This window comes from Meridianimarinicoccus aquatilis, from assembly GCF_004358675.1.
Lineage (GTDB): Bacteria > Pseudomonadota > Alphaproteobacteria > Rhodobacterales > Rhodobacteraceae > Meridianimarinicoccus > Meridianimarinicoccus aquatilis.
The window spans coordinates 17,552-32,827 of the sequence record NZ_SMZO01000042.1; the positions used below are offsets into that span (position 1 = coordinate 17,552).

Annotated in this window: 13 protein-coding genes and 2 pseudogenes; 11 read left to right on the forward strand and 4 right to left on the reverse strand. The window is 59.2% G+C overall.

Features of this window, described 5'->3' with window-relative positions; all coding sequences use genetic code 11:
- Positions 1-25 precede the first annotated feature (25 nt).
- A complete protein-coding gene (gene hemN, locus E2L05_RS15240) occupies positions 26-1,381 on the reverse strand; it encodes an oxygen-independent coproporphyrinogen III oxidase (protein ID WP_133343743.1) in 1,356 nt (451 codons plus the stop codon).
- 72 nt (positions 1,382-1,453) lie between these two features.
- On the opposite strand from hemN, the gene fnrL reads away from it, so the two are divergent.
- Entirely contained in the window at positions 1,454-2,191 is a 738-nt protein-coding gene (gene fnrL / locus E2L05_RS15245) for a transcriptional regulator FnrL (protein ID WP_133343758.1), read from the forward strand.
- 142 nt (positions 2,192-2,333) lie between these two features.
- Here fnrL and E2L05_RS15250 read toward each other — a convergent pair whose 3' ends face one another.
- The gene (locus tag E2L05_RS15250; RefSeq protein ID WP_133343744.1) at positions 2,334-3,173 is read right to left on the reverse strand and encodes a universal stress protein; all 840 of its coding nucleotides are present in this window, start codon (positions 3,171-3,173) and stop codon (positions 2,334-2,336) included.
- 213 nt (positions 3,174-3,386) lie between these two features.
- On the opposite strand from E2L05_RS15250, the gene ccoN reads away from it, so the two are divergent.
- From ccoN to ccoS, 8 genes and pseudogenes are all read left to right on the forward strand, one after another.
- On the forward strand, positions 3,387-4,991 hold the full coding sequence (gene ccoN, locus E2L05_RS15255) for a cytochrome-c oxidase, cbb3-type subunit I (protein ID WP_133343745.1): 1,605 nt from the start codon (positions 3,387-3,389) through the stop codon (positions 4,989-4,991).
- A 12-nt stretch (positions 4,992-5,003) separates the two neighbouring features.
- On the forward strand, positions 5,004-5,729 hold the full coding sequence (ccoO, locus tag E2L05_RS15260; protein WP_133343746.1) for a cytochrome-c oxidase, cbb3-type subunit II: 726 nt from the start codon (positions 5,004-5,006) through the stop codon (positions 5,727-5,729).
- 11 nt (positions 5,730-5,740) lie between these two features.
- Complete coding sequence (locus tag E2L05_RS15265) at positions 5,741-5,962, forward strand: cbb3-type cytochrome oxidase subunit 3 (protein WP_133343747.1); 222 nt, start codon at positions 5,741-5,743, stop codon at positions 5,960-5,962.
- Positions 5,959-6,840 (forward strand): cytochrome-c oxidase, cbb3-type subunit III, encoded by an 882-nt coding sequence (gene ccoP / locus E2L05_RS15270; RefSeq protein WP_133343748.1) that lies wholly within the window; start codon positions 5,959-5,961, stop codon positions 6,838-6,840. The genes E2L05_RS15265 and ccoP overlap by 4 nt, the downstream gene beginning before the upstream one ends.
- Positions 6,841-7,214: 374 nt before the next feature.
- Positions 7,215-8,696, forward strand: coding sequence for a cytochrome c oxidase accessory protein CcoG (gene ccoG / locus E2L05_RS15275; protein WP_133343749.1), 1,482 nt, complete (start codon positions 7,215-7,217; stop codon positions 8,694-8,696).
- A complete protein-coding gene (locus E2L05_RS15280) occupies positions 8,696-9,151 on the forward strand; it encodes a FixH family protein (protein ID WP_133343750.1) in 456 nt (151 codons plus the stop codon). The genes ccoG and E2L05_RS15280 overlap by 1 nt, the downstream gene beginning before the upstream one ends.
- A gap of 13 nt (positions 9,152-9,164) precedes the next feature.
- Entirely contained in the window at positions 9,165-11,441 is a 2,277-nt protein-coding gene (locus tag E2L05_RS15285) for a heavy metal translocating P-type ATPase (RefSeq protein WP_133343751.1), read from the forward strand.
- Positions 11,441-11,593: pseudogene (gene ccoS / locus E2L05_RS15290) on the forward strand (cbb3-type cytochrome oxidase assembly protein CcoS); the annotation flags it as partial. The gene E2L05_RS15285 and the pseudogene ccoS, both read left to right, overlap by 1 nt.
- A gap of 199 nt (positions 11,594-11,792) precedes the next feature.
- Here ccoS and E2L05_RS15295 read toward each other — a convergent pair.
- Positions 11,793-13,280 (reverse strand): D-alanyl-D-alanine carboxypeptidase family protein, encoded by a 1,488-nt coding sequence (locus tag E2L05_RS15295; RefSeq protein ID WP_243722003.1) that lies wholly within the window; start codon positions 13,278-13,280, stop codon positions 11,793-11,795.
- Positions 13,281-13,541: 261 nt separating this feature from the next.
- On the reverse strand, positions 13,542-14,240 hold the full coding sequence (locus E2L05_RS15300; protein ID WP_133343754.1) for an HAD family hydrolase: 699 nt from the start codon (positions 14,238-14,240) through the stop codon (positions 13,542-13,544).
- Positions 14,241-14,358: 118 nt separating this feature from the next.
- On the opposite strand from E2L05_RS15300, the gene clpS reads away from it, so the two are divergent.
- Positions 14,359-14,703, forward strand: a complete 345-nt coding sequence (gene clpS, locus E2L05_RS15305; RefSeq protein WP_394346560.1) for an ATP-dependent Clp protease adapter ClpS — start codon at positions 14,359-14,361, stop codon at positions 14,701-14,703.
- A gap of 25 nt (positions 14,704-14,728) precedes the next feature.
- Positions 14,729-15,276, forward strand: a pseudogene (locus E2L05_RS15310) (MFS transporter); the annotation flags it as partial.

Genomic DNA, 15,276 nt, shown 5'->3' on the forward strand with positions numbered 1-15,276 from the left:
GGGATCACCGCCGCAAGGCCGCATATCAGACGGCTGAAGAGTGCCCTGTCACAGCCATTTCATAGGCGTCAAAGGCCCGCGCGATCATCCGTGTCAGGGGGCGCCCCTTTTCGGGAATGGCCAGCCCTTTGTCTGTCAGCGTCACATAGGCGCCGAATTGGTCCTTCACAGGTCGGCAGAGCGCGGCGAAGCCTGCTGCGCTGAGCCCGAAGCGCTGCGCCATTTCGGATGCGTCGATTTTGAAGTCGCACATCAGGGCTTCGATCATCCGCGCGCGCAACAGATCGTCGCCCTTGAAGATGTGCCCTCGGGCCGATGCGAACTCTCCCGCGCGGATTGCTTTTGTGTATTGGCCTGTGGACCCGGCGTTTTGCGCGAACCCTTGCGGGAAACGCGAAATGGAAGACGCGCCAAGCCCGACCAGCACATCGGCAGTATCGTCGGTGTAGCCTTGGAAGTTGCGCCGCAACTGGCCTGCGCGCTGCGCGGTCGCCAATCCGTCGTCGGGGCGGGCGAAATGGTCGATACCGATGGCTTCATATCCATCCCAGTCAAACAGTTCCTGCGCAACGCTGAACAATTTGAGCCGTTCTTGCGGGGTTGGTAGGGCGTCTGACGGAATCATTGCCTGACGACGTGCCATCCATGGCACATGTGCATACCCGTACAGAGCGACCCGGTCCGGGCTGAGCGACAGAAGCCGCAGCACGCTGTCGGCGATCTTTTCGCTGGTCTGGTGCGGAAGCCCGTACAGAATGTCAGCGTTCAGGCTGGTAATGCCACGATCACGAAGCTGCTCGATGACGCGGCGCGTGATGTCGTAGGGTTGGATGCGGCCGATGGTGGCCTGAATTTCTGGATCGAAATCCTGCACACCGACGCTGGCGCGGGTCATGCCCGCAGCAACAAGGGCGTCCATTCTATCGGTATCAATCTCGTTCGGGTCAATCTCGACCGAGAATTCCCCGTTCTCGGCAAGAGGAGCCACTTCGAACAGGCAATCCGCCAGATCGCGCATCATGTCCGGCGACAACAGCGTTGGCGTGCCGCCGCCCCAATGCAGCCGCGACAAGCGCACACCTGGGGCCAGATGCTTTTTCAGCATCGAAATTTCTGCTTTTAGTGTAGCAAGGTATGCTTCGACGGTTGCAAGGTTGCTTGTTCCTTGCGTACGGCAGGCACAGAACCAGCATAAACGTCGACAAAAGGGGACATGTACGTAAAGGGATATCTCGCTGCCTTGGGGTATGGTACTGATCCAGCGTTCCATGTCGGCGGGCCCGACCTCGGCTGCGAATTGCGGCGAGGTGGGATAGCTGGTGTACCGGGGAACCCGGCTGTCAAAAAGTCCCAGCTTTGAGAGTTGAGTTGGCGTGTCCATGAGCGTAGTCTTGTACCTCGCCGCTAGTATGGCATTGATCAGGATCAAACGGACAAAAAAATGAGCTATCTAATGGCGTCTGATACAACGTCCATCAAATGCGGCGAATGCCCAATACGTCACCGGGCGGTCTGTTCCAAATGCGAACCGAACGAACTGACGAGCCTTGATTCGCTGAAGTATTACCGAACGGTTGAGGCTGGGCAGACGATCGTTTGGTGCGGCGACGAAATGGATTTCGTGGCGTCGATTGTCAGCGGCATTGCGACCCTGTCCCAAACCATGGAAGACGGCCGGACCCAGATGGTCGGTTTGCTGTTGCCATCGGATTTTGTGGGGCGACCCGGCCGCGCGCAGGCGGCGTATGATGTGACCGCGACAACAGACGTGACATTGTGCTGTTTCCGCAAAAAACCCTTTGAAGAATTAATGATGCGGACACCGCATATCGGCCAGCGCCTGTTGGAAATGACGCTGGACGAATTGGATGCGGCGCGTGAATGGATGCTGCTTCTGGGCCGCAAGACCGCGCGTGAAAAGATTGCGACGTTGCTTGCCATCATCATCCGCCGTGACGCATCTTTGAACCTGAAGGCTGATGGTGGGCCGCTTGAATTTGACTTGCCGCTCACGCGTGAGGCAATGGCAGACTATCTGGGCCTGACCCTTGAAACGGTGAGTCGGCAGGTGTCTGCGCTTAAGCGTGAGGGTGTCATCGAATTACGCGGCAAACGTCATATCATCGTCCATGATATGGATCGGCTGCTTGAAGAAACCGGCGATGATTCAGACGGTGGGATTCTGACCTGACCTGAGTCATGCGGTGCGGTCAGACGGTCTGATTCTGCCGCTGCTTCTGTCGTCTGTGCCATGCGATGCTGCTCGCAGCGACCCTTCACAAAAAGCAGCATCGATTTGGTGGCCTCACCCGTATGCAAAGCCGCCAAGAAGGTCAGTGGGCCATCAACAAGGGCACTTTGGCTTTCGCGATCAACTCGCGTGTCGCACCGCCCAGAATCGCCTCGCGGAAGCGCGAATGGCCGTAGGCTCCTGCGACAAGCAGATCGGCTTGTTGATCCTGCACATGTTCCATCAAGACATCCGATACGCGCGGCTTGGTTTTCACCAAAAGCGAAATCTCGGCCTTGATGCCGTGCCGGTCCAGCATCGTGGAAAGCGCCTCACCCGGGCCAGTTTGGGTCAGACTGCGGGCGGGGGGCTCTACCATTGCGACGCTGGCACTGCCCGCCATCTTGAGGGCAGGAAGCGCGGCGCGCACGGCTGTCATTGCTTCCATGCCGCTGTTCCAGCCGATGACTGCACGGCGAGGAAATTCGGTCGGCAATTCGGCATCTGGCAGCAACAGAACGGCTGACTGGCCCGAAAACAGGGCGGCTTCGATGATTGCCACGGCTTCGTCGCCGCCATGATCGCCCTGCGGCAGGGGAAGCACGACCAGATCGGCAAACATTGCAGCGCGTGCCACCACGTCTGTCAGAACGCCAAACTGGGTGACCAATGTTGTCGCGCTCCAGCGAATGGCTTCGGCTTGCGCCTGTTCTTCGGCGAGAGCTTGAAGCGCTTCTGCCTTTTCGCGGGCCATGGCGATGCTGGTTTGCTGCAAAACTGCATCGGCGCCGGCAAAATAGTACCCGACTTGTACCTCGTCGATCCCAAGACACAGAATGTCGAGATGCGCGTCAAGCTTGCGGGCAAGCTGCGATGCTTTAGATACCTGTGCTTTGCATGACGCTGATTGGTGGATGACTGTAAGTAATGTTCGATAGCTCATGAGGTCCTCGCCATCATTTTGGTGAAAGCCGCGACTTTCCGTCCTGCTAGCAACGATACATTCTCGGGCTACACTCGGTTTTGACATGGATCAAGGCTGATGCTGTTAGCACTGTAGATATCAAAACAATCTGTCAGACCGACTGTCTTGTTTTCGAGAGAACAGTACCCATGGCACGGGTACGCGGGAACACGGCACCAGAAGGGAACAAAAATGACCGACTATTTTAAGCTCGTTGTGCTGGGGTTGATCACCTTGGCGGCTGCGATCGCCGCGAATTACGCGCGCGATCTGGCTTACAACGTTCATATGCTTCTGATCATGATTATCGCGGGCGTTGCATTCCTGTATACGTTGCGCCGCGTTGGTGAGCCGAAGGCGGCTGCCGGTGATACATCCGGCTATATGGACGGGGTCGTTCGCTATGGTGTGATCGCGACTGTCGTCTGGGGAATTGTTGGCTTCCTTGCCGGCACGTTCATCGCCTCGCAACTGGCGTTTCCGCAGCTCAACTTTGAATGGGCACAACCGTATATGAACTTTGGGCGCCTTCGTCCGTTGCACACCTCGGCGGTGATTTTCGCCTTTGGTGGTAACGCACTGATTGCGACGTCGTTCTATGTTGTGCAGCGCACCACGGCGGCGCGTTTGTGGGGTGGCAACCTCGCATGGTTCGTCTTCTGGGGTTACAACCTGTTCATCGTTCTGGCCGCGACCGGGTACCTTTTGGGCGCGACTCAGTCCAAGGAATACGCAGAACCAAGCTGGTACATTGACCTGTGGCTGACCATCGTCTGGGTCGCCTATCTGGCGGTGTTCGTTGGTACATTGGTCAAGCGCAAAGAACCGCACATCTATGTGGCGAACTGGTTCTACCTGTCCTTCATCGTCACCGTTGCCATGCTGCACGTGGTCAACAACCTGGCGATCCCAATCTCGATCTTTGGCTCTTCATCGGTTGAAGTGATGGCCGGGGTGCAGGGTGCAATGACCCAGTGGTGGTATGGCCACAACGCCGTGGGCTTCTTCCTGACCGCGGGTTTCCTTGGCATGATGTACTACTTTGTGCCCAAGCAGGCCGAACGCCCTGTGTTCAGCTACAAACTGTCGATCATCCACTTCTGGGCGCTGATCTTCTTGTACATCTGGGCCGGTCCACACCACTTGCACTATACCGCGTTGCCTGACTGGGCCGGTACGCTTGGCATGGTGATGTCGATCATCCTCTGGATGCCGTCCTGGGGTGGTATGATCAACGGTCTGATGACGCTCTCGGGCGCCTGGGACAAGTTGCGCACCGATCCCGTGATCCGGATGATGGTTGTGTCCATCGGCTTCTACGGCATGTCGACCTTTGAAGGCCCGATGATGTCCATCCGCGCGGTGAACTCGCTCAGCCACTACACTGACTGGACCATTGGTCACGTTCACTCCGGCGCACTTGGCTGGAACGGCATGATCACCTTTGGCGCGCTCTACTTCCTCGTGCCGCGTTTGTGGAACCGCGAACGGCTTTACTCGCTCAGCCTGGTGTCCTGGCACTTCTGGCTGGCGACCATCGGCATCGTTCTCTATGCGGCGTCCATGTGGGTGACCGGCATCATGGAAGGCCTGATGTGGCGCGAAGTTGATGCGAACGGCTTCTTGGTCAACTCCTTTGCCGACACCGTGGCAGCCAAGTTCCCGATGTATGTGGTCCGTGCACTCGGCGGTCTGATGTACGTCGCAGGCTCGCTGATCATGGCCTATAACCTTTGGATGACCGCAACGCGGGGCGAGGCTGCGGCCAAATCCCCCGCTGCGGCGCCGGCAGAATAAGGAAAGCTGGATATGTCCATACTCAACAAGCACAAGATCCTCGAAAAGAACGTCACGCTGCTGCTGGTTTTCAGTTTCATCGTAGTGACGATCGGTGGGATCGTGGAAATTGCGCCCCTGTTCTACCTTGAGAACACGATCGAGGAAGTGGAGGGCGTGCGCCCCTACTCCCCGCTCGAACTTGAAGGGCGCGACATCTATGTTCGCGAAGGGTGCTATGTGTGCCACAGCCAGATGATCCGCCCCATGCGGGACGAGACAGAACGCTATGGCCACTACAGCCTTGCGGCGGAATCGATGTATGACCGTCCGTTCCAGTGGGGATCAAAGCGGACCGGGCCAGACTTGGCCCGCGTCGGCGGTCGCTACTCGGATGCATGGCACGTGGCACACCTGCGTGACCCGCAATCGGTCGTTCCGGAATCGATCATGCCGAAATATGCGTTCTTGTCCAACACGCCCATCAATGGCGAATACGTGGCCGACAAGATGTCGACGCATAAGTTCCTCGGTGTTCCCTACACTGACGAAATGATTGAAAGCGCTCGCGCCGATTTCATGGTGCAGGCAAATCCCGATGGCGATTGGGACGGGCTGCTGGAACGCTATCCCGGCGCGCAGACCCGTAACTTCGACGATGAACCCGGTGTCTCGGAAATGGACGCCTTGGTTGCCTACCTTCAAATGCTCGGCACGCTGGTTGATTTCTCGACCTTCACGCCCGACGCAAGCCGATAGGAGGGGCGAGCATGGAAACCTACGTCTTTCTTCGGGAAGTAATGGGCAGCTTTGGCCTTGTGCTGATGTTCATCTTCTTCGTGACCACGGTTCTTTGGGTCCTCACAGGGCGCAAGGAAAGCTACCAGGATACCGCAAAGATCATCTTTCGTCACGACAACGGCCCGGCAGACACCACGGGCGAGCGGCAGGAAAAGACTGACCGCGACAGCCGCAAGGAGGCGCGGTCATGAGCAAAAAAGCCGACGACAAGCACGAAAATGATGTGCCAACCACGGGCCACAGCTGGGACGGGATCGAAGAATACGACAACCCGATGCCGCGTTGGTGGCTGTACACCTTCTATGCCTGCATCGTCTGGGGCATCGGCTATACCATCGCCTATCCGGCATGGCCTATGATCAACCAGGCCACATCCGGTTTGCTGGGCTATTCGACACGTGGTGCACTGGCCGAAGACTTGCAGTCTGCCGAAGCTGCGAACGCGGCCATCAATGAGCAACTCGTGTCCGTCGCCCTGACAGAGGTCAGCGCGGATCCGCAGTTGCAGCAATACGCGGTCAATATGGGCGCGGCGGTGTTCCGTACCAATTGCAGCCAATGCCACGGGTCCGGTGCAGCGGGGGCTGTTGGCTTCCCGAACCTGCTGGATGACGCGTGGCTTTGGGGCGGAACAGTGGATGCCATCCATGACACGATCGCGCATGGCATTCGCAACGAAGATGACCCCGATGCGCGGTATTCCGAAATGCCCGCGTTTGGTGAGATTCTGTCCGGCGAAGAGATCGAACAGGTTGCGCATTACGTCTATACCATCGGTGGCCGTGATCCGCTGAACGCTGACCTGGCTGCAGCGGGCGAAGAAACATTCCTCTATGAATGCGCTGCGTGCCACATGGATGACGGAAGCGGCAATGTCGACCTAGGCGCTCCAGCCCTGAACGACGCGATCTGGCTCTATGGTGGCGATATCGATACCATCATCGAAACCGTCACATACAGCCGCTTTGGCGTCATGCCTGCCTGGGGCTTGCGCCTGACCGACGCAGAAGTGGCTGCCGTGGCAACCTATGTACACGGGCTTGGCGGCGGCGTTACCGAAGCCGAATAACTCGGTCAGTGAACACAACTTTGAAAGGGGCCGCACCGCTGCGGCCCTTTTTTGTGTTCAAGATGGCTTCAGGTTGCTTGTCGAACGTGGCGGCACAGATACGGCCCCGGCCAACAGTGCCGGTCTGATCCCGCGCCGTCGCAGGCGGTAAAGCTGTGGCGTGTCGCCGCGATTGCTCGTGTTGATGGGCGCTATCCGGCACAATGGCGCCTTTTGTGTTTATGCTTCGTGAGGACAGGTGCCTGTATGGCCAAACAATGCGCGCGGGGTGGACATGCTGTCACGCCGGGGTGACGTTTGATGCAGGTCAATTACCTTATCAAATGATAATGGCAGATACAGCATAACCCGAGCACTGCGATGGATTCCCTGAGATGAGCACGACCGAAGAAACTCCTCCGAACTTATACGCCGCACGCGAGCCGATCTTTCCGAAGCGCGTTTCTGGCCGCTTCCGGAACCTGAAGTGGCTCATCATGCTGGTGACGTTGGGGATTTACTACATAACGCCGTGGTTCCGGTGGGATCGAGGTCCGGCCTTGCCGGATCAGGCCGTGCTTGTGGATCTCGCCAACCGGCGCTTTTTCTTCTTTTTCATCGAAATCTGGCCGCACGAATTCTACTTCGTTGCCGGATTGTTGATCATGGCCGGGCTTGGGCTTTTCCTGTTCACCTCGGCACTTGGCCGGGTCTGGTGCGGGTATACTTGCCCGCAGACAGTGTGGACTGACCTGTTCATTCTGGTTGAGCGATGGATCGAAGGGGATCGCAACGCGCGCATTCGTCTGCTTCGCCAGAAATGGGACTTTCGCAAGGCACGCCTGCGCGTGACAAAATGGGCCGTCTGGATGCTGATCGCGGTGGCGACAGGCGGGGCTTGGGTTTTCTATTTCACCGATGCACCGACCCTTTTGCGGGATTTGTTCACGTTCAATGCTCACCCCGCAGCTTACACGACCGTGGCGCTCTTGACGGCGACCACCTTTGTGTTTGGCGGGCTGATGCGCGAACAGGTCTGCATTTATGCCTGCCCGTGGCCGCGTATTCAGGCGGCGATGATGGACGAAGATACCATCACCGTTGCGTACCGGGATTGGCGCGGTGAGCCGCGCGGCAAGCATCGCAAATCTCACGCAAAGGTCGCCGCAGAAACACACACAGCCACGGCCGAAGGTCAGGCCAGTGTTGCCGTCGATGTGGGCGATTGTATCGACTGCAACGCGTGCGTGAACGTCTGCCCAATGGGGATCGACATTCGCGATGGTCAGCAGTTGGAGTGCATCACCTGCGCGTTGTGCATCGACGCCTGTGACGAGATCATGGACAAGATCGGCAAGCCGCGCGGCCTGATTGCCTATATGGCACTGACCGATGAACAGCACGAACGATCGGGCGAAGAGAAGATCCCGATCTGGCAACACATCTTCCGTGTGCGCACAATCATGTACACCGTCCTTTGGGCCGCGGTCGGGGTTGGGCTGGTTGTTGGCCTGTTTATCCGCCCGGATCTGTCCATCACCGTCGCGCCTGTTCGTAACCCGGTCTATGTCACGATGTCTGACGGCACTATTCGCAACACCTATGATGTGCGACTGCGCAACAAGTACGGCGAGGATCGACCCTATCAGATAACCATCACCTCCGACGCAGTTCTGCTGGTCGAAGCAGAGGGCAGCGAATCCGGTCTGGTTACTGTTCCGGCCGACTCTACCAAGCTGCAGCGCGTGTATGTCATGGCGCCGCAAAACAGTGTTGCTGCAAACAGCGCAGTCACCGATCTTGAGATTTGGGTCGAAGACACAGTGAGCGGTGAGCGGGCTGTCAAGGATACCGTCTTCAACGGAAGGGAAAACTGATGCGCGAGATCACAGGCCGGACAGTTCTGTTTGGTATGATCGGGTTCTTCGGAGTCATCATAAGCGTGAACCTTGTTATGGCCTGGTTTGCGGTCAACACGTTCTCTGGCCTCGAAGTGCAGAATTCTTATGATGAAAGCCAAGGCTATGATGCGGCTCGTGATGCGCAACTCGCCTTGGGTTGGGATGTGGCGGCAGAGTACACGGATGGCCGGTTGCAGATCGCCTTTACCAATGCCGAAGACGGCACGCCCGCAGAAGTGGCTGACCTCACCGCTTTGGTGGGGTGGGCGACCTCTGTTCGGGATGACTTCACACCCAACTTCATCTATCTCAATGGGGTGTTCAGTGCCCCGGCAGACCTTGAGCCGGGCAACTGGAACATTCGTCTGACGGCGACATCTGTCGATGGCACGACCTTTCGGCAACGTCTGCCGCTTTACGTGAAACCCTGACAGGGCAAACCGCATGACCGCCACTGACTATCCTGAAGCATCAAGCGGGGCAGCGTGCCCCGCCTGTGCCGTGACACCATCGGCTCAGGTTCTGGCGCGTCATGCAGCGCGGGCACGCGAAGCCAAGATCATGCTGTCGTTACCCGGCATGCATTGCGCAGGGTGCATTTCCAAGGTGGAACGCGCTCTGGCGGCACATCCGGGCGTGCGCGAGGCGCGCGTCAACCTCACGCAGAAACGCGCGAGCGTCACCGCAGAGCCCGACATCACGCCAGAGGCACTTGTCGAAACGCTTGCGCGGATTGGCTATGACGCACACGAGCTTGACGCACAAACCGTCGCCCTGACAACGACCGACCGTGCCGGGCGGGAACTGCTCATGCGGCTCGGGGTTGCAGGGTTTGCCGCGATGAACGTCATGCTGTTGTCCATTTCTGTCTGGGCCGGGGCAGAGGATGCCACCCGCGATCTTTTCCACTGGATCAGCGCCGCGATCACGTTCCCGGCGATCTTGTTCGCGGGCCAGCCGTTTTTCCGCAATGCGTTTGCCGCGCTTCGGCATGGCCGCCTGAACATGGACGTCCCGATCACACTGGCGATACTTTTGGCTGTAGCCACGTCCCTTTGGGAAACCGCGATGTCGGGGCACCATGCTTATTTCGATGCGGCGCTGATGCTGACCTTCTTCTTGCTGGCTGGGCGGTATCTCGATCACCGCACCCGTGCCATCGCCCGCAGCGCCGCCGAAGAACTGGCTGCACTTGAAGTGCCCCGCGCCATTCGCCGCGCAGCCGATGGCACCGAGGAAACTGTTCCCCTGACGGCGCTTTGCGTTGGCGATCTGGTGGTGGTGCGGCCCGGCGGGCGTATTCCGGTGGATGGCATCATCACCGAAGGCGCGTCGGAACTGGACCGATCCCTGCTGACGGGCGAAACGCTGCCTGTGCAGGCTTTGCCGGGCACGGCGCTCAGCGCGGGGGAATTGAACCTGACCGGCCCCCTGGTGCTGCGCGCCACGGCGATTGGCCCCGACAGTTCGCTGCACGCCCTGACCGACCTTGTGGCCGTGGCGGAAAGCGGGCGGACGAATTACAATTCTCTAGCGGATCGCGCGGCCAAGCTTTACGCGCCCGGCGTGCACATCCTGTCGGCTTTGTCCTTCGCGGGGTGGTACATTGCGACCGGCGATCTGCGGCAGGCTGTAAATATCGCGGCCGCCGTTCTGATTATCACATGCCCCTGCGCGCTTGGTCTCGCAGTGCCGGCCGTGACCACGGCGGCGTCGGGGCGTCTGTTCCGGCAGGGGCTGCTGATCAAGTCAGGCACAGCCCTCGAACGGCTGGCCTCTGTGGGAACTGTCGTCTTCGACAAGACCGGCACTCTGACTGGCGGAACACCAACCCTGATCCCTGCGCCGCAGATGGACGCGGAAACGCTGGCGCTTGCCGCAGCACTGGGAAAGGGGTCCGCACACCCATTGGCCCGCGCGTTGGTTCTGGCGGCACAGGCCAAGGGGTTGGAAGCACCGGAGCTTGATAGCCTGCGCGAAGTGCCCGGTTACGGCATTGAGGCCATGCAGGACGGGGTCATAGTTCGGCTCGGTCACAGCGACTGGCTTGGCGGTCAGCTCGATGTAAATGACACGGCCCTTTCAACCTGGCTGCAAATCGGCGATGCCGCGCCCGTGGCGTTTCGCTTTGCGGACCAGTTGCGCCCCGGCGCTGCTGAAGCGGTGGCAGGGCTGAAGCGACAGGGGCTTTGCGTCAAGCTGATCTCGGGCGATACACCCGGTGCCGTGGCCGCGGTCGCGGCGCAAGTTGGCATCGATGATTGGCAAGCGCAAACAACACCTGCCGGAAAGGCACAGGCGATCAAAGACATCGAGGGCGGCGTCCTGATGGTGGGCGACGGTCTGAACGACACGGCGGCCCTTGCGGCGGCCGACGTGTCCATTTCGCCTGCGTCTGCTCTTGATGCCGCGCGTGTGGCGTCCGACATCGTGTTGCTGGGTCAGGATTTGGCAGTTCTGGCCGACGCCCGTTTGGTCGCCGTACAGGCGACGCGCCGCATCCGCGAGAATTTCCGCATCGCCACGGTTTACAACATCGTCGCTGTGCCTTTGGCTGTGGCCGGACTGGCCACGCCCTTGATTGCGGCACTGGCGATGTCCGCGTCATCAATCACCGTATCGCTGAATGCCCTTCGGATAGCTGGCAAAGGCAAGTCGCGCCGTCCGGCGCGCGCTGCGCAAGCCGGGCAAGTGCAGGCTGCGGCAGGAGTGATCGGCTGATGGATGTCTTGCGGTTTCTTATTCCGGTCTCTCTGGGCCTCGGTGGGCTTGGCTTGCTGGCGTTCTTTTGGACGTTGCGCAGCAATCAGTACGAAGACCCTGACGGCGACAGCCGGCGCATTCTGACAGATGATTATGACGACGCGCCAAAGCTGCAAGATAAGGCGGGCACGTCGGAAACGCCGACGAAACCTAACCAACAATAGCCGCCCACGAGTGGGCAGTCCGAAAGGCGGCGATCCAAGATTTTGAGCCGGATGAGGTGAACCCGGTCATCAAAAAACCCGCCATGCGAACATGGCGGGGCAGTTTGGCGGTGGTTGTCTCAGTCTTGAGCCGAGGTGCCGATCATTACGGCCCCATCGTTTCGCAGTTTTGCTGCCGGGCACTCAGCCGCTGGCAAGCTAGCGCGGCGCTTCGTTGGTCCATCCCGCTGAACTGTGCGGAAAAGCCGGTTTGCTTTTTCACGACTTTGCGCAGCGCGGAATCAAGCGTGTCGATCTCGATCAGCGCAGTGCGAAGCAATATCCGTTCCGCCTCGTAACGGCTGGCATAGGTTCCAACGCTGATCCCCCATACATCGCCATCCGACGTGGATACGCTTCCCACTAGAACCGTTTCTGGTTCGGGTGCGGGCGCAGGGGTGCTGGTCCCTTTGGATGAGAACGTGATGACAGCCGGGCGCGGCGGCGGTGCGGGGGACACAGCGGTTGCAAACGCCGATGTGGTTGCAGATGCCGACGCGATTTCTACCGACGCAGTGTCAGGCGTTCCTGATGCCTCGGCCACTGCGATGCTTGCGGGCAGACTTCCGGGCGTCGTGCCCGGCAGCAGTGCCGTTGCAACAATGTCGTCTGTCACACCAGCCGTTGAGGCTGCTTGAGCTGCGCCAAGGTCCTGAATTTGTTCGCTTACAGTTTCCGTGACTGCGGCAATCACCGCGTCCACCCGGATCGGGCGCGGGGTCGGACGGTCGCTGGTCGCAACAGCCAGCCGAACCGAGGTCGCAACGGCATTGGACTTGGGCGAACTGCGGGCGATCTGGGTCAGGTTTGGCCGCACAGGGCGGACTTCGGCAACCCGGTTGGGCGCACGGCTGAAGCCCATGTCGAGAAGTTCTGCCACACGTGCATTGCGCGATGCACCAGAGCTTCCGCCAAACATGGTGGCGATGATCCGCTTGTTGCCACGTTCTGCCGACGCGACAAGGTTGAAGCCAGCGGCGCGCGTATACCCAGTTTTGATTCCGTCGGCCCCTTTATAGGCGTTCAGAAGCTTGCGGTTGGTGTTGTAAACCGTCTTGCCATTCGCGTCCGCCGACCGACGTGAGAAAAGGTGATAGTAGTCGGGGAAGTGATAGAACAGCGCCCGGCCCAGTGTCGTCATGTCCCGCGCCGTGGAGAGGTGTCCCGACTGGGTCAGCCCGTGAGCGTTCTTGAACGTGGTGTCGTTCATCCCCAAAGCGCGTGCTGTGCGTGTCATGCGCGTGGAAAAAGCCGATTCCGATCCGGAAATCGCTTCGGCCAGTGCCGCCGCGGCATCATTGGCCGATTTCACGGCAGACGCGCGAATGAGATAGCGCAGTTGAATCCGCTGGCCTTCTTTCAGGTACAGCTTCGAGGGTGGTTTTGACGCTGCATTGCGCGACACGCGGACCGGAGAATCGAGCGAAATTTCGCCCCGTTCCACCGCGTCGAACACCACATAAAGCGTCATCATCTTTGTCAGCGACGCGGGGTGAAGCCGCGTGTCTGCGTTGCGAGAGTGAAGGACTTTGCCCGACCGGGCGTCGATTACCATCGCGGCATAGGGCGCTGCCGCTGCGGCACTAGCCGCCATTACTACACACGATACCATCGCCCAGCCCCGGACGAGTCGCGTTATACGCTGCATGTGTCACCTGCCTATGTGTCTGCCTGCTGCCGATTTTTCGGTCAACATAGTTGCCTGTACATTAACGCTAGCACAGAAATGTTTGATCACGCACCAGATTCCTTTGGATGACGTGGCTGAAACTGAAATTTTTCTGACTGATCGGAACTCGTGGCTGTAAGGCGCACATGTCGCGGTGCCCAAGGGGCAACCCCCAATGGATTGGGGTCAGTCCTGTTGCAAAAGCGCAACGAGCGCGCCCAGATCTGCGATTTCGCGATAGCGTGGGTGCCCAGTTGGCGGCTCGGCATGTTCCAATTCCCAGCTCAATCCGTGGGGCACATAGACCCCCCAGCCACCGGCATCGATGCTGGGGCGCACATCCGATTTCATCGAATTTCCCACCATCATCGCTTTTTCAGGCCCGTCGCCGTGATCGGCAAAAATCCGGGCATAGACTGGCGGCGTCTTCTCTGAAACGATCTCGACCCCGGAAAACAGATCACCAAGACCCGATTGGGCGAGTTTCCGTTCCTGATCCAAAAGATCGCCCTTGGTAATCAACACAATGCGGTGCGTCTGTGCCGCTGCTTCGACGGCCTCTTGGGCATGTGGCAGCAAATCGATCGGGTGGGCCAACATGTCTTGCCCTGCCTCAATGATCTCGCGAATGACGCGCGCGGGCACTTTGTCCTCTGTCACCTCGATGGCCGTTTCGATCATCGACAGAACAAACCCTTTGACCCCATAGCCATAGTGACCAAGATTGCGGCGCTCAGCCTCGAGCAACCGCTCAGTCAGGTGATCTTGCTCTGCATGGTCCTTCAGAAGATCGGCGAATCGCTTTTCGGTAAGACGAAAATAGTGTTCGTTGTGCCAAAGTGTGTCGTCGGCATCGAACCCGATGGTGGTAATCTCGTGTATCATGGGTTTGCCCTTCGGCGAACATGTTCGGCTGCAACTGGCGTCTCGCCCCTTTTCAGGCGGGCACCGTCGATTATATGGTGACGTCAGTCCGGTGATGTGAAAACCGTGGAGTATGGAATTGCAAGCTTTTCCGCCGACCCTTGCCGCAGATGCGCCAAACGATCCTGATGATGATGTGGGGTTCGTCACCAAGACCCGTACCCGCTCGCAACGGCCACCGCTCTACAAGGTTCTCATCCTGAATGATGACTACACTCCGATGGAGTTTGTGGTGCACGTTCTGGAACGGTTCTTCGGGATGACCCATGCGCAGTCGTTTGAATTGATGCTCACCGTGCACAAGAAAGGCGTCGCCGTTGTTGGCGTGTTTTCCTTTGAAGTTGCGGAAACCAAGGTGGGGCAGGTGATGGACTTTGCACGCAGGCACCAGCACCCGCTCCAATGCACCATGGAAAAGGAATAGTCGGCCGCGCCGGTGTACCCAGATTATGTCAGATGTTCGCCTTGACGCGGCCCTGTCGCAGGGGCTGATCCCTGCGCCAGAAGGTGTGCGCACCCTTGTCGTCGGCGCGGGCGCCAGCAGCGCGCTGGCCCGTGATTTCGACACAGCCGTTTTCGTCCAACCGATTCAGCCCGATTACGACAAACTGGTTGCGATGGGGCGCGAGGTGCTGCCGGATGTCCCAGCGCCTGGAACGGCCCCCTTCGATTTGGCGATCATAGCGATCCCGCGCGCCAGAGCACGGGCGCAAGACTGGATCGCGCGCGCGGCCAAGCTGCTTGGCCCGGACGGCCTTTTGATCGTTGACGGGGCAAAGACTGATGGGATCGACAGCCACTGGCGCGTCCTGCGCGGTCGCCTTGATACGCCCGAGTCGCTCACCAAGGCGCATGGCCGCCTGTTCCGGGGGCGCCGAGGCAGCGGCAGCTTCGAAGATCTTGCCGCAAGTCCCACTGTCGCAGCGGTCGGGTTCCGCACTGCGGCGGGCGTGTTTTCTGCCGATGGTATCGATCCCGGCTCTGCCGCCCTTGCCGC

Bases quoted from the DNA above. Each gene is read 5' to 3' on its own strand.
- E2L05_RS15250 (WP_133343744.1), bottom strand. From the start codon at position 3,173: ATGAGCTATCGAACATTACTTACAGTCATCCACCAATCAGCGTCATGC.
- ccoG (WP_133343749.1), top strand. From the start codon at position 7,215: ATGAGCACGACCGAAGAAACTCCTCCGAACTTATACGCCGCACGCGAG.
- E2L05_RS15300 (WP_133343754.1), bottom strand. From the start codon at position 14,240: ATGATACACGAGATTACCACCATCGGGTTCGATGCCGACGACACACTT.
- hemN (WP_133343743.1), bottom strand. From the start codon at position 1,381: ATGGACACGCCAACTCAACTCTCAAAGCTGGGACTTTTTGACAGCCGG.
- E2L05_RS15280 (WP_133343750.1), top strand. From the start codon at position 8,696: ATGCGCGAGATCACAGGCCGGACAGTTCTGTTTGGTATGATCGGGTTC.
- E2L05_RS15265 (WP_133343747.1), top strand. From the start codon at position 5,741: ATGGAAACCTACGTCTTTCTTCGGGAAGTAATGGGCAGCTTTGGCCTT.
- E2L05_RS15285 (WP_133343751.1), top strand. From the start codon at position 9,165: ATGACCGCCACTGACTATCCTGAAGCATCAAGCGGGGCAGCGTGCCCC.
- fnrL (WP_133343758.1), top strand. From the start codon at position 1,454: ATGGCGTCTGATACAACGTCCATCAAATGCGGCGAATGCCCAATACGT.
- E2L05_RS15295 (WP_243722003.1), bottom strand. From the start codon at position 13,280: ATGGCGGCTAGTGCCGCAGCGGCAGCGCCCTATGCCGCGATGGTAATC.
- ccoO (WP_133343746.1), top strand. From the start codon at position 5,004: ATGTCCATACTCAACAAGCACAAGATCCTCGAAAAGAACGTCACGCTG.
- ccoP (WP_133343748.1), top strand. From the start codon at position 5,959: ATGAGCAAAAAAGCCGACGACAAGCACGAAAATGATGTGCCAACCACG.
- ccoN (WP_133343745.1), top strand. From the start codon at position 3,387: ATGACCGACTATTTTAAGCTCGTTGTGCTGGGGTTGATCACCTTGGCG.